The organism is Lentzea albida, from assembly GCF_900111005.1.
Taxonomy (GTDB): Bacteria; Actinomycetota; Actinomycetes; order Mycobacteriales; family Pseudonocardiaceae; genus Lentzea; species Lentzea albida.
Map to the genome: position 1 here is coordinate 253,796 of NZ_FOFV01000013.1, position 14,212 is coordinate 268,007.

The 14,212-nt window shown below is 68.8% G+C and carries 12 protein-coding genes; 8 read left to right on the forward strand and 4 right to left on the reverse strand.

What is annotated here, in order from left to right:
• Positions 1-4: 4 nt before the first annotated feature.
• A complete protein-coding gene (locus BMY74_RS29475; protein ID WP_089921742.1) occupies positions 5-484 on the forward strand; it encodes an NADPH-dependent FMN reductase in 480 nt (159 codons plus the stop codon).
• Positions 481-948 (forward strand): flavin reductase family protein, encoded by a 468-nt coding sequence (locus tag BMY74_RS29480; RefSeq protein ID WP_089921743.1) that lies wholly within the window; start codon positions 481-483, stop codon positions 946-948. The genes BMY74_RS29475 and BMY74_RS29480 overlap by 4 nt, the downstream gene beginning before the upstream one ends.
• Here the strand turns inward: BMY74_RS29480 and BMY74_RS29485 are convergent.
• A complete protein-coding gene (locus BMY74_RS29485; RefSeq protein WP_089921773.1) occupies positions 937-2,631 on the reverse strand; it encodes an FAD/NAD(P)-binding protein in 1,695 nt (564 codons plus the stop codon). The two genes, BMY74_RS29480 and BMY74_RS29485, sit on opposite strands and share 12 nt — an antisense overlap.
• Before the next feature lie 191 nt (positions 2,632-2,822).
• Between BMY74_RS29485 and BMY74_RS29490 the strand changes: the two genes are divergently transcribed.
• The 4 genes from BMY74_RS29490 (at position 2,823) to BMY74_RS29505 (ending at position 7,482) form a co-directional block, all read left to right on the forward strand.
• On the forward strand, positions 2,823-3,923 hold the full coding sequence (locus BMY74_RS29490; protein WP_089921744.1) for an LLM class flavin-dependent oxidoreductase: 1,101 nt from the start codon (positions 2,823-2,825) through the stop codon (positions 3,921-3,923).
• On the forward strand, positions 3,920-4,387 hold the full coding sequence (locus BMY74_RS29495) for a GNAT family N-acetyltransferase (RefSeq protein ID WP_089921745.1): 468 nt from the start codon (positions 3,920-3,922) through the stop codon (positions 4,385-4,387). The genes BMY74_RS29490 and BMY74_RS29495 overlap by 4 nt, the downstream gene beginning before the upstream one ends.
• A 144-nt stretch (positions 4,388-4,531) precedes the next feature.
• Positions 4,532-6,571: an EAL domain-containing protein gene (locus BMY74_RS29500; protein ID WP_089921746.1), complete on the forward strand. Its 2,040-nt coding sequence runs from the start codon at positions 4,532-4,534 to the stop codon at positions 6,569-6,571.
• Between the two features lie 80 nt (positions 6,572-6,651).
• Positions 6,652-7,482: a S1C family serine protease gene (locus BMY74_RS29505; protein ID WP_089921747.1), complete on the forward strand. Its 831-nt coding sequence runs from the start codon at positions 6,652-6,654 to the stop codon at positions 7,480-7,482.
• A 102-nt stretch (positions 7,483-7,584) separates the two neighbouring features.
• On the opposite strand, the gene BMY74_RS29510 is transcribed toward BMY74_RS29505, so the two are convergent.
• The 3 genes from BMY74_RS29510 to BMY74_RS29520 all read right to left on the reverse strand — a co-directional run bounded on the left by BMY74_RS29510 (position 7,585) and on the right by BMY74_RS29520 (position 11,491).
• Positions 7,585-8,802 carry an ATP-binding protein gene (locus BMY74_RS29510; RefSeq protein WP_245786428.1) on the reverse strand — a complete coding sequence of 406 codons (1,218 nt, stop codon included), beginning with the start codon at positions 8,800-8,802 and terminating at the stop codon, positions 7,585-7,587.
• Positions 8,803-8,908: 106 nt separating this feature from the next.
• On the reverse strand, positions 8,909-10,141 hold the full coding sequence (locus BMY74_RS29515) for an SAM-dependent methyltransferase (protein WP_089921748.1): 1,233 nt from the start codon (positions 10,139-10,141) through the stop codon (positions 8,909-8,911).
• Positions 10,142-11,491: an FAD-binding oxidoreductase gene (locus tag BMY74_RS29520; protein ID WP_425434867.1), complete on the reverse strand. Its 1,350-nt coding sequence runs from the start codon at positions 11,489-11,491 to the stop codon at positions 10,142-10,144.
• A gap of 71 nt (positions 11,492-11,562) precedes the next feature.
• Here BMY74_RS29520 and BMY74_RS29525 point away from each other — a divergent pair, with 71 nt between their 5' ends.
• Positions 11,563-13,098, forward strand: a complete 1,536-nt coding sequence (locus tag BMY74_RS29525; RefSeq protein ID WP_089921749.1) for an acyl-CoA dehydrogenase family protein — start codon at positions 11,563-11,565, stop codon at positions 13,096-13,098.
• Positions 13,099-13,212: 114 nt separating this feature from the next.
• The gene (locus tag BMY74_RS29530) at positions 13,213-14,211 is read left to right on the forward strand and encodes an IS481 family transposase (protein WP_143091745.1); all 999 of its coding nucleotides are present in this window, start codon (positions 13,213-13,215) and stop codon (positions 14,209-14,211) included.
• Position 14,212: the final 1 nt, after the last annotated feature.

Here is a 14,212-nt window from a genome sequence, read left to right on the forward strand (position 1 = left end):
AGGCATGACGCAGATCGGTGTTCTGGTCGGCAACCCGCGGCCCGCCTCCCGCACGCTGCAGGCGGCCCTGGCCCTGCGCGAGGCACTCGCCGCGACGCTGGGCGTGCCCGTCGCAGGGCCCGTCGTCGACGCGGCGGAGCTGGCGCCCGCCGTGTTCACCGAACCGGACACGATCAAGGCGGCACTGCAGTCGCTCGGCCAGGCCGACTTCCTCGTGGTGGCTACGCCGACCTACAAGGCCGCGTACACCGGGCTGCTCAAGGCCGTGCTGGACCAGGCACCGCCGGGCTGGCTCAAGGGCAAGGTCGTCGTCCCGCTGCAGATCGCGGCCGCCGACAAGCACGCGCTGGCTGTGGAGGTGCACCTGCGTCCGGTGCTCGCCGAGCTGGGCGCCGTGGTGCCGCAGGCGTTGTTCCTCAACGAGTCCGCGCTGCCCGCCGACGCCACGACGTTCGACCTGGAAGCACTGAAGGTGCTGCGATGAAGGAACAGCTGCGCAACGCGCTCAAGCACCACGCCCAGGCCGTCACGATCGTCACGGCCACCGGTGCCGAAGGTCCGGTCGGCACCACGGTCTCCTCGTTCACGTCGGTGAGCTTCGAGCCGCCGCTGGTCGTCGTCTGGATCGGCGAGGGCGCGTCGGTGTGGCCCGTGCTGCGGACCGCTCCCCTGTTCGCCGTGCACCTGCTCGACGCCACGCAGACCGCGCTGGCGGACCTGTTCGCGACCAAGGGCGTCGACAGGTTCGGACCGGGCACGCGGTGGCAGGAGGACGACCACGGCGTGCCGCGGCTGCTGGACGCGCCGGTCCGGTTGCGCTGCAGGACCTCCCGGCGGATCGCGGTCGGCGACCACGTCGCGCTGGTCGGCGAGCCGCTCGACATCACGCACACCGACATCGCCGCGCCCCTGGTGCGGCACCAGGGGCGCTACACCTCAGTCGCCTAGGACCTTCAGGATCTCCCTCGCCAGGAGGTCGTTCTGGCGGAACGCCGGGGCGTTCGTGTTCGGCCGCGCGAACGCCGCGTACGCCTTGCCCGTCGTGTAAGGCCCGACGGCGAACCGGACGGGGTCCTCGTCGCCGTTCTCCTTGACCAGCCGGCCCACCGGCGAGACCCGCACGAGCCCGGCGGCGTCCTCGGAGATGTCACCGACCGCGCGCAACGACCGCAGCACCGGGTCCGCCGTGCGCGACAACGAGTGCGTCGGCAGGCGCGCCTCGATCAACCCGTTGGCGCGCACCACGTCCGGAGTCGTCGCGCTGCCGGCCACGAAGGCGTCGTCCTCCGCCTCGACCCACATGTCGGCGCCGAGGAACCGCACGATCCCCGCGCGCGACAACGCGAGCAGCTCCTCCAGCCGGTCCGGCGGCGGGCCCGACGCGAGGTAGCTGAAGTACCCGTGCCACCAGCCGTCGAACGGCATGAGCCCCGCCAGCTGGCCGTAGACCGAGAGCAACGCGAGGAACGCACCCAGATCGGCGCTGTAGCGCGGATCTGAGCGCCGGGCGATGTCCGCCTCGACGTACGCGCGCAGGTGCTCCTGGAACTCCTCGGCGGTCCTGAACGTCACGCCGGCCAGCGGGCGGTCGAGGCGTTCGAAGTCGACGCGGTCGGCCGGATCGGGGACCGCGAGCTCCTCCAGCTCGCGCATTTCGTCGCTGTACCAAGGCAAAGCGGTGAACGACGCGGCGAACTCCACGAACGGCATCCGCACGAGACCGGGGTGACCGGTGAACAGCTCGTGGTAGTGGCCCCACGCGATCTCCTTGGCCATCAACGGCCACACGTCGGCGCGGAAATCGAGTTCCTGCCCCTGCAACTCGCTCGCGACGAAGAAGTGCGGCAGCGCGGGACGCGTTCCCTGCAACCGGTACCCGGTCTTCGAGTGGTACGGCACACCACGCCGGGAACCCACGTACAGCGTCGGTTCGGCGCCGGAGGGCACGTAGGTCAGGCCCTCGGGGCCACGCACGTACCGGCCGCCGCGGCCCTCGGTCAGCAGCACCATCAGGTCGATGAACGCGAGCCCGAACCCGCGCAGCACGACGTCCCCGTGCACCGCCGACAGGTCGGCGTCGGCCGAGTACAACGGCGGCACGTAGACCAGGCCGTGCTCCGACGCGTGCTCGGCGAGCTTGCGGTGCTCGGGTTCGGGGTCGGCGTCGAGGTGTCCCAGCGCGAGCACCACGACGTCGCCCTGCAACGACGTGCCGTTGTCGAGCCACACCCAGTTGCCGACGACCTTGAGCGCCGTGGCCCGATGCACGGTCACAGAGATGTTCGGAGGCAGAGATTTCCTCACGTGGTCGAAGAACCACTCGAGGTACCGGCTCTGCACCTGACGTGACGGGAACGACACCGGGTCGACGTCGGTCCACTCCGCGAGCGACGGGCCGGGACGGATCGGGCCCTCGCCGTCGAAGGACGAGTCGGTGAAGACCGTGACGTCCTCGGCCATGGAGTTCATGCGCAGCAACGGGGACTGGGCGTGCCGCCACACCCGGCCCGCACCCGGCGGGAACGGGTCGACGACGTGCACGGCCAGCGGCAGCGCGGGCGACTGGGCGGCGATGCGTTCCAGCAGGCCGGCGGCACGGGGGCCGCCACCGATCACGACGAGTGAGCGCATGCGCGTCTTTCCGTTGGAGGGCAACGAGAACCAAGCCGCGCCCCTCAACGCGAACACCACCACGGTACCCCGCGTGTGCAAACAAATCCCGCTCTGTGGACGTCGTTGCACCTGTCGATCCCGAGGTGTGCACTCGTTGGGCGTCTCCCTCAACGCACCCCACTCCCACTACCAGTTCTGGGGAATCGGTCATGCCAGTCGAGTTTCTCGGGATCGCCGCCACGAACGACGGGTCGGAGACGAACCCGCGCTCGTCCAGCGGCGCGTTCGACAAGGACTACACGCTCAGGCTCGCGAGGGCCCACGAGGAGCACGGCTGGGACCGCGTGCTGTTCGCGTACGGGTCGGGCGCGCCGGAGCCGTCCGCGGCGGCCGCGTACCTCGCCAGCAAGCTCGACAAGCTGCAGATCCTGCTGGCGCACCGGCCGAACGTGTCCTACCCGACGTTCGCCGCCAAGACGTTCGCGACGCTCGACCAGATCAGCGACGGCCGGCTGACCGTGCACTTCATCACCGGCGGCACCGACCACGAGCAGCAGCGCGAGGGCGACTACCTGACCAAGGACGAGCGCTACTCCCGCACCCGCGAGTACATCCAGATCGTCAAGAAGGCCTGGACCAGCAGGTCCGCGTTCGACCACGACGGCGAGCACTACCACTTCGCGGACTTCGTGAGCGACGTGTTCCCCGTGCAGCAGCCGCGCCCGAACGTGTCGTTCGGCGGCTCCTCCCCCGCGGCCTACGCGGCGGGCGGCGCCGAGGCGGACATCTTCTGTCTGTGGGGCGAGCCGCTGGCCGAGACCGCGCAGCAGATCGAGTCGGTGAAGCAGGCGGCGAAGGACGCGGGCCGCACGGACGTGCCGCGGATCCAGGTCGCGTTCCGGCCGATCATCGCGCCGACCGAGGAACTGGCCTGGGAGAAGGCGTACCGGACGGTCGAGCGGATCGAGGCGCGCAAGGCGAACGGGCCGTTGAGCCGCCGGCACTCGCTGACCAACCCGGAGAACACGGGCTCCCAGCGGCTGCTGGCGGTGGCGGAGCGCGGCGAGCGGTTCGACCGGGCCCTGTGGACGCCCACCGCGAAGGCGACGGGCGGCGCGGGCAACTCGAACGCGCTGGTCGGGACGCCGGAGACGGTCGCGCAGGCGTTGCTCGACTACTACGACCTCGGCGTCGACATCCTCTCGGCCCGCGGCTACGACCTGCTCGACGACGCGATCGACTTCGGCCGGTACGTGATCCCGATCGTGCGCGAGGAAGTGGCGAAGCGAGACCGGGCCAAGGCCGCATGACGACGCTCGAGGTGCGCCGCGTCCGGCAGTCGGATCCGGAAGCGGCGCCATTGGTCGCCGAACTCACGTACGAATACACGTCTCGCTACGGACCATTGGGCGCAGAGGAGATGCAACGACCGGCGGACGTGTTCGAACCGCCGAACGGACAGTTCCTCCTCCTGATGGAAGGCGGAGTGGCCGTCGCGGGTGGTGCTTTCATGCGTTTCGACGAGGAAACGGCCGAGATGAAGCGCATCTGGACGCATTCCCAGCACCGCCGGCGCGGATTGGCGCGGCGGGTGCTCGTCGAACTCGAGAACGAGGCCAGAACGTTTGGGTACACCAGGATCTACCTGACCACCGGGCCGCGCCAGCCGGAGGCGAAAGAGCTGTACCTGGCGACCGGTTACACCCCGTTGTTCGACGTTGGTACAGACCCCCTGACAATTGGCCCGCTGGCCTTCAGCAAGGCGATTCATTAGTTCAAACGAGTGAATTCGTGTCCGATGCGCCGATTCCTGGCCGGGATTCGCGGTTCGGTTGGACAGGCCCTGACCGGTCAGTAAGCTTGTCGGCCTGACCTGCCAGCAGATCACCCGGTCTCCACGAATGGCCACCTGAGCTGAATGACCATGGTCGACATCCGCGAGTCCGTCGGGCAGTGGGCGGCGGCGATCTCCAACACCCTCGTCGCGAACTTCACGCGCGAGAAGCTCGGGCAACTGCTCGCCGGCTACGTCGAGCAGCTGCTCGGTGGTGGCGTGGCCGAGGCCCGGCAGGTGGGCCGGTCGATGGTGGAGCACGACTTCATCTCCGCGGCGACGCTGGAGCGGTCGATCACGTACCTCGGTGAGCACGCGGAGGTCACGCCGGCGCAACTGGCCGCGCTCGCCTCCGGGTACGCCGAGGGGCTGCGCGACCGCACGCTCGCCCAGCAGGAGATCAGCCGCACGGCCGCGATCAACACGATGCGCCGGGCCGAGAGCGCGGTCAGGGCGAGCGAGGCCAAGTTCCGGGCGATCTTCTCCAGCTCCGCGTTCGGGATCGTCGTGAGCGACCTCAAGGGCGAGATCATCGACGTCAACGAGGCGTTGCTCGCGATGCTCGACCACAAGCACGAGGACGTGCGCCGGATGAGCGGCCGCGACCTGGTGCACCCGGACGACCGGGAGGCCCTGCGGCAGCTGACCAGGCAGCTGATCGCGTCCGAGCACGACAACGTCCGCGTCGAGAAGCGGATGGTCCGCAGCGACGGCGAGACGATCCAGGCGCACATGGCCATCTCGGTGGTGCGCGAGGAGGACGGCACACCGCCGTACCTCGTCACGATGGTCGAGAACGTGAACGAGATGCGCGCGCTCCAGTCGCAACTGCTGCGGCAGAGCCTCAACGACATGCACACGGGCCTGCCGAACCGCGCGCAGTTCCTCGGCTGGCTGGAGGGCGCGGCCGGGTCGAAGGGCCCGGACACGCTCGCGCTGGTCCAGGTCGACGTCGACGGGTTCCGCGGCCTGAACGACGCCTTCGGCCACGACGTGGGCAACCGGGTGCTGATGCACGTCGCGGCGCACCTGCGCGAGGTCTTCACCGAGGACGTCGGCAGGATCGCGCGCATCGGCGAGGACGAGTTCGGCGTCCTGATCAAGGACCCGCGCGACACCGCCTCGGTGATCGCACTGGTCGACGCGTTCACCGCGCGCCTGGAGGAGCCGACGTGGATCGGCGGCCACGGCGTCGGCGTCACGACCAGCGTCGGCGTCGTCGTGCGGGCGGCCCGCGGCGGTGACGCGGTGGACCTGCTGCGCGCGGCGGACGTGACGGTCGCCTGGGCCAAGCGCGACGGCAAGGCGCAGTGGGCGTTGTACGACAAGGAACGCGACCAGCGCGACCGGGAGAGGTACGCGCTCGCCGCGTCGATCCCCGGCGCGTTGGAGGAGGGCCAGTTCCGCGTCGACTACCTGCCGCTGCGCTCGCTGGCCCAGGGGTCGGTGCTCGCCCTGGAGGCCAAGATCGTCTGGGACCACCCGGAGCAGGGCGTGCTGTGCCCGGAGGTGTTCCTGGGCGAGGCGACGAACAACGGCATGATCGTCCGGCTCGTCCGGTGGGCGCTCGAGGAAGCGTGCGCGCAGGTGAGCTCCTGGCACGCGGAACTGGGTCCCCGCACACCGGTGCTGACGATCGACCTGCCGCTGCGGCTGTGCCAGGAACCCGAGCTCGTCGCCGAGGTCCTGCGCGTCCTCGACCGCACCGGCCTGCCCGCGTCGTTGCTGCGCTTCGAACTGCACGAGCACGTGCCGACGTTGCTGAACGAAGAGCAGCTCGACGAGCTCACGATCCTCACCGAGCGCGGCGTCGGGCTGGTGGTCGACCAGGTGAGCGGGGGCAACGTCCGCGTCACCCGGCTGCGCGTGCTGCCGTGGAGCGGCGTGAAGTTCAACAGCGCCGTCGCCCACGCCTTCGCCTCCGACGCGCTCCGGATCGAGGAACGCGCCGCCGTCGCCCTGCTGAAGTGGGCGGCGATGCTGAGGCTGCCGCTGTACGCCGACGGCGTGCGGACCGCCGCCGAGGCGCAGCGGCTGGCGGAGCTGGGCGTGACGGGCGCGCAGGGCCCGCACTTCGGTCCGGCGCTGTCGGTCGCCGAGACCACCGAGCTGCTTCTCAGCTGATTCTTCTCAGCTGGTTCTTATCAGGGTTTTCGAGGGTTTCACCACAGGTTGCTCACAAGGTCGGGGTCCATCGTGGAGTCATGACCGAGCAGAGCTTCCCCGCGATGAGCGGGTCACTGGTGGAACCGCAGCCCGCCGTCGCCGCGCCGAAGTTCTGGCGTCGGACGGCCCCGATGCTGACGGCCGCGGCACTCGTCGCCGGCCTGTTCGGCGGCGTCACCGGAGCGGTGATCGCCTCGCCGGACGACACCCCCGTCTCGTCCTCCGTCTCCGCGTCGACGATCTCCAACACGTCCACTCTGGACTGGAGCGCCGTCGCCTCGGAGGTGCTGCCCTCGGTGGTGCAGGTGAACGTCGGCAACGGCCTCGGCTCCGGCGTGGTCCTGTCGGCCGACGGCAAGATCCTCACCAACAACCACGTCATCGCCTCGGCGGGCGGCCAGATCACGGTGAAGTTCAACGACGGCCGCGAACTCCCCGCCACCGTCGTCAACGCCGACCCCTCCTCGGACCTCGCCGTGCTCCAGGTCTCCGGCGCCTCGGACCTCACGCCGATCAAGTGGGCGGACTCGGGTTCGGTGAAGGTCGGTGACGCGGTGATGGCCATCGGCTCGCCGTCCGGCCTGCAGGGCACCGTGACGACCGGCATCGTGTCCGCGCTGGACCGCAAGGTGACCGTGCCGGGCGAGACGCGCCGCTCGTCCGCCGTGTCGTACCAGGCGATCCAGACCGACGCGTCGATCAACCCCGGCAACTCCGGCGGTGCGCTGGTGAACGCGGCCGGTGAGCTGATCGGGATCAACTCGGCGATCTACTCGCCGGCGTCGAGCAGCGGGGAGGCCGGGAGCGTGGGCATCGGGTTCGCGATCCCGTCCAACACGGCCAAGCAGATCGTGGGCGAACTGAGCTAGTGGCGCGTCCCAGAAGGTCGGCGAGGTGATCCACGCTCAGCAGGGCGCCTCGCGGCACCCGTCTGACCGCGAATTCCCCCGGAAACCTTCTGCGCCACACCACTAGCAGGTCCAGAGCGCGGAGATCGGCAGGCAGGTCATGCCGTCGCCGAAACTCTCCGAATGTTCACCGCTGTAGAGCACGAAACCGGCGAGGAACCTGTCACCGAGCCGCCGTTGCAACAGACGCAGGCCGCGGAAGTCGTCAGCACGGACGGACTCCGCGGCCTTGACCTCGATGCCGATCACGCGTCCGGTGTTGTCCTCCAGGACGGCGTCGACCTCGTACTGGTCGCGGTCGCGGTAGTGGTGCAGTGATGCGAACGTCTCCGACCACGTCAACTGCCGTGCGAGTTCACCGAGCACGAAGTTCTCCAGCAGCGGGCCCTCTCCGGCACCCAGGTGCGCGGCGATCCCGGAGTCGACGAAGAACACCTTCGGGGTCGCCAGAGCACGCGTCGTGGCATTGGCGGACCAGGCCGGAACCGTGCGCACGAGGTAGATCGTCTCCAGGATCTCCACGTATCGCCGCGCTGTCGGGGCGGTCACCTCCAGGTCGTTGGACAACCGGTTGAAGCTCAGCAGACCGGTGGTCTGCGCCGCCAGCAGTGACATGAGCTTGCGCATGTCACCGGCTCGTTCGATGTCCGCGACCTGCTTCACGTCACGCGCGATCAGGTCGGCGAGGTAGTCGTTGAAGAACCGGGCACGACGACGCGGGCTCTCCCTCCGCAACGCTTCGGGGTAGCCACCTCTGCAGGCTCGAGCCAGGTAGTCCTTCTTCCTCAGCTCCCCGGTTCCGGCACGGAGACCGGCACCTTCGGCGAAAGCGGCGTCCACGAAACCGTCAGGTGTGCCCTCGATCTCCCCTTGGGAGAACGGCCACAGCTCCACTGTCTCCGAACGTCCCGGCAGGGCGTCCGGCAGACTGCGCAGCGCCAGCAGCCGGGCGGATCCGGTGAGCAGGAACTGCCCCGGCCGCTGGTCGTGGTCCACCACGTGCTTGATCTCGAGCCAGAGATCCGGTACCCGCTGGACCTCGTCGATCAGCATCAACCCGTCGTGCCGGACGAACGCGGACGGATCCGCCGCGGCAGCCGCACGGGTCGTGCATTCGTCCAAGAGGCGGGCCACACCTCCGTGCTCCCGCAGCACCTTCTCGGCAAGGGTGCTCTTGCCGACCTGACGAGCGCCGTTCAACACGATGACGCGGGTGTCCGACATTGCGTCGTTCACCCGCTCCGCCGCACGTCGCGGCCGGTAGTCGATGCCCTCTCGCACTACCCCATCGTACCGCTCGGTTCAGATCTGCCGAACATTAGACTTTACATCTGCCGAAGATCACTCTTTAGATTTGCCGAACCGATGACTTCACGTCTGCCGAAGATCAGGACAGCCAGTCCGGGCGCAACGGCATGTGCGACGTCGTCCCGTCCAGCTTCACCCCGAGGATCTGGTGCAGCTGGATGTTGTTGCGGTCGAACCCGAGCCGCGAGGCCGCCAGGTACAGCCTCCACACCCGAGCGCGTGCCTCCCCGACCTCCTCCACGGCCTCGTCCCAGTGGGCCTCGAGGTTGCGGCCCCACGCTGCCAGGGTCAGGGCGTAGTGCTCGCGGATGTTCTCCTCGTGCCGCACCTCGAACCCGGCGTCGTGCATCTGCGAGACGAGGTGTCCCGGCCCGACCAGTTCGCCGTCCGGGAACACGTACCGGTTGATGAACGGGCCGGACAGCGCCTTCTGCTTGTTGTCCGGCCGGGTGATGCAGTGGTTCAGCAGCCGGCCGCCGGGCTTGAGCTTGCGGTACAGCGACGAGAAGTACGCCGGGAGCTGCGCCTTGCCGATGTGCTCGGTGAGGCCGATGGACGACACCGCGTCGAAGCCCGTCTCCCGCACGTCGCGGTAGTCGAGGTGGCGCACCTCGGCGAGGTCCGAGAGCCCGGCCTCGACGATGGCCTTCTGCGCGTACTCGGCCTGGTTGCGCGACAACGTGACGCCGATGGCCCGCACGCCGTACTCGCGGGCGGCGTGCATGACCATGCCACCCCAGCCGCAGCCGACGTCCAGCAGCTTCATGCCGGACTTCAGCCCCAGCTTGCGGGCGACGAGGTCGTGCTTCTCGAACTGGGCTTCCTCCAAAGTGGACTCCGCCGTCGGGTACACCGCACAGGTGTAGGCCATCGACGGGCCGAGGACCCATTCGTAGAACTGGTTCGAGACGTCGTAGTGGTGGGCGATCGCCTGCGAGTCGCGGGCCTTCGAGTGCCGCAGGCCGTGCAGTCGCGTCTCCTGCGGCGGAGGGACGACCTTGTGCGCCAGGCGGATCCGGCCGAGGAACCGGAGCAGCTCGACCCGTTGCAGCACGGGCAGTGCGCGCAGGGAGAAGTCGGAGAGCTGGGAGAGACCGGCGTGCACGTCGCCGAGTATCTCGAGATGACCGGTCACGTAGGCACGGGCGAGCCCGAGCTCGCCCGGCGCGGAAGCCAGGTAGGACAGGGCTTCCGGGGTCCTGATGTCGATCGAGACCGGAGCGGAGTCAGGCCCGGCGGCACTGCCGTCGTAGGCCTTGAAGTTGACGTCGTTGCCACCCGTGATGCGCTGGAAAATGGAGGCCAACCGCATTCATCGTCCCCTGACACACTTGGCGTACAGATCAGGCAGGCGGTTCGTCTGGTCGTACCGGGCCTTCACGGACCGGTAGTGCGAACCGTTGTAGTGCCGCCAGAACTCGTCCTCGGTGTAGTACGAGTCCGAGTACAGCGACTTGTGGCCGCCCAGCCGCGCCACCTCGCGCTCGATCAGCCGGTTGCGGTCACCCATCTTCTCCCCCGGCCGGACCGGGACCTCCGACCAGAAGCCGACGTTCACGTACAACGTGTCCGCGTCCATCGGGTACAGCGGCCAGCCCGTGGTGTCCCGCAGGCGGACCGGGCAGAGCCAGACCGGCGCGATGCCGATCTCCCGGTCGAAGAAGTCGAGGAAGTCGGCGAGGCCGGCGACCGGGATCTCCACGTCCTGGATCACCGGTTCGACGTCCACGCGCGGCCTCAACCGCCGGTGCTTCGCGACCAAACGCCGGTACACGTCCGAACGCAGGTAGCGCTTCGGCCACAGGCGGCGGACGACCGGGTTCTGCGCGCCGAACGCCCGCGAGCACCAGAACCAGTCGGTGTCCCAGCGCCACAGGTAGTCGTGGATCGTGAGGTGGTCCGTGCGGCGCTTCTGGATGGACCGGTAGTAGATGTCGTTGCCGGTGTAGTCCGACGTGTAGGGCGCGATGTCGACGTAGTGCCCCAGCGTCAGGTACATCTCACCCCGCGAGAAGACCGTGCCGTCGACGAAGTCCGCCGACCCGTCCTCGCAGACCTCCTCGATGACGGCGGCGCACTCCTCGAAGGATCCGAACGGGACGTGCCGCAGCCGGACGTACTGGCGCACCGGCTCCAGCTCGATCTCCAGTCGCAGCGCGTACCCGAGCGTGCCGTAGGAGTTGGGGAACGCGCGGAACAGGTCGTCGTCCGGCTTGGCGACGACGACCTCGCCGTCGCCGGTGAGGATCTCCAGCTCCCGCACGGACTCGTGCGGCAGTCCGTTGCGGAAGGACGTGGACTCGATGCCGAGCCCTGCCACCGCACCGCCGAGGGTGATGGTCTTGAGCTGCGGCACCACCAACGGCATGAGGCCGTGGGGAAGTGTCGCGGCGACGAGGTTCTCGTAGGTGGTCATGCCCTGCACCTGTGCGGTGCGTCCGACCGGGTCCACGGAGAGGACCTGGTCGAACCTGCCGACGTCGAGCCCGCCCGTCTGGTCCGCCCGGAAGCGGAAGAGGTTCGACGTCTTCTTCGCGAGCCGCACCGGCGCACCTTCGCGCATCGCGGCGTACTGCGCGCTCAGCGCAGCCACGGCCGAGTTGTGCCCATGGTCACTCACAAGAACGACGTTATTCCTCGTCACCGCCGTTGTCGCGCCCAAAAGCCCGAATGGGCGAGCGATCTTCTGCCGCACCCTGCCGAAAGTTACTTGCGAGTAGTAACGTGCGGGGCATGGCTACGCACGAGGTGACCAACCAGGTCCCGCCACTGAGCGGTCACGACGTCGCGGACGACCCCGCCCTGCTCAGCTGGGTCGACGACAGTGAGTTGCACTCCCTCGGCAGGCTCGCCGGGAGCCACGAGTGGCAGGAGCACGGCCGCCTCGCAAACGCTTTCCCGCCGGTGCTGCACACGCACGACCGGTATGGGAACCGGATCGACGAGGTCGAGTTCCACCCTGCCTGGCACCACCTGATGGACGTTGCCGTTACGCACGGTTTGCACGCCTATGTCGACGGTGCGCATTTGCAGCGCGCCGCCAGGTTCTACGTGTGGTCCCAGGTCGAGGCCGGCCACGGATGCCCGATTTCGATGACTTACGCGTCGGTGCCCGCTTTGCGCGTCGCGCCGGAACTGGCCGGAAGTTACGAACCTCTTCTCACTGCTCGGAACTACGACTTCGGGCTGCGCGCGCCACTGTCCAAGAGCGGCCTGATCGCCGGCATGTCGATGACCGAGAAGCAGGGCGGTTCGGACGTCCGCGCGAACACGACGGTCGCCAGGCCGGTCGCCGACGGGTACGTGCTCACCGGCCACAAGTGGTTCACGTCGGCGCCGATGTCGGACGTGTTCCTGACCCTCGCGCAGGCCCCCGGCGGACTGACGTGCTTCCTGGTGCCGAGAGTCCTGCCGGACGGCACGCGCAACCGGTTCTTCCTGCAGCGCCTGAAGGACAAGCTCGGCAACAAGTCGAACGCGTCCGCCGAGATCGAGTACGACGAGGCGTTCGCCCACCGCGTCGGCGACGAGGGCCGCGGCGTCCGGACCATCATCGAGATGGTCAACATGACCCGCCTCGACTGCATCCTCGGCACGGCCGCGGGCATGCGGCTCGGGCTGCGGCAGGCCGCCCACCACGCCGCGCACCGCAAGGCGTTCGGCAGCTACCTGGTCGACCAGCCCGCCATGCGCAACGTGCTGGCGGACCTCGCGATCGAGTCCGAGGCGGCCACCACCAGCGCGATGTGGCTGGCCGAGCACCGGCCCCGGCTCGGCCTGGCGGTCACCAAGTACTGGGTCTGCAAGCGCGGCCCGGCGCACGCCGCCGAGGCGTTGGAGTGCCTGGGCGGCAACGGGTACATCGAGGACAGCGGCATGCCGAGGCTGTTCCGGGAGTCGCCGTTGATGTCGATCTGGGAGGGGTCGGGCAACGTCGCCGCGCTGGACGTGCTGCGCGCGATGAAGAAGGAACCCGAGTCGGTGCAGGAGTTCCTCTCCGTCGTCACCGGGGTCGACCGGCGCGTCGACAAGGCCCTGAACGAGCTCGGCACCGCGCTGTCCGATGTGGACGAGTCGCAGGCGCGCCGGGTCGTCGAGAAGATGGCGCTGGTCCTGCAGGGTGCCCTGCTGGTGAAACACGGGCACCCCGCGGTGGCGGACGCGTTCCTCGCGTCACGGCTCGGCGGGGACTGGGGAGTCGCGTTCGGCACGCTCCCCAGGTCCACCGACTTCGCCTCGATCATCGACCGGGCCGTTCCGAAGGTCTAGGTGTGATGTCCAGGGACGTTGTTCCGGATGTGATGGCCTGTCGTGAAGACAGGTGAAGGCCTCCGGGTGTGAAGTGGAACTGCTGAGGAACCGCTTCACGGCCTGGAGGCCTTCGTGTCCCACCCTAACGCGACGCTGACCCCACGCACCCGGTTACGACTGGCACGTCTGATCGTCGAACAGAACTGGCGCCCGGCCGAGGCGGCGAAGATGTTCATGGTCGCCGAGAGAACCGCCCGGAAATGGGCCCAGCGCTACCGCGACGAAGGCCCGGCGGGCATGACCGACCGGAGTTCCCGCCCGCACCACAGCCCGGCCCGCACCACCGAACCTGTCGTGCGGCGAATCGTGACCCTGCGATGGAGGCATCGGCTGGGACCGGTCCAGATCGCGGGCCAGCCCGGAATCGCGGCCTCGACCGTGCACGCCGTCCTGGTCCGCTGCCGAATCAACCGCCTGTCCCACATCGACCGCGTCACCGCCGAACCGTTACGCCGCTACGAACACCCGCATCCCGGTTCGCTGATCCACGTCGACGTCACCAAGTTCGGCAACATCCCCGACGGCGGCGGACACCGCTTCGTCGGCCGCCAGCAAGGCAAACGCAACCGCGAGGCCACCGCCACCCGCACCGGCCGGCGCCACGCCCACTACCGGCCCGCCGTCGGCACCGCGGTCCTGCACACCGTGATCGACGACCACTCCCGCGTCGCCTACGCCGAAATCCACACCGACGAAACCGCGGCCACGGCCATCGCGGTCCTAAGACGAGCCGTCGCCTGGTTCACCGACCGCGGAGTGACCGTCGAGCGAGTCCTGTCCGACAACGGCGCCTGCTACAAGTCCCACGCCTGGCGAGACGCCTGCACCGAACTCGGCATCCGGCACAAACGCACGCGTCCTTACCGGCCCCAGACCAACGGCAAGATCGAACGCTTCCACCGCACACTCGCCGACGGCTGGGCCTACGCACGCCACTACACCTCAGAAACCCAACGCCGAACCGCCCTACCCGGCTGGATCCATTTCTACAATCACCACCGAGCCCACTCCGCCCCCGCAGGCCAGCCACCCATCACCCGGCTGACCAACCTCCCCGGACATCACACCTAGG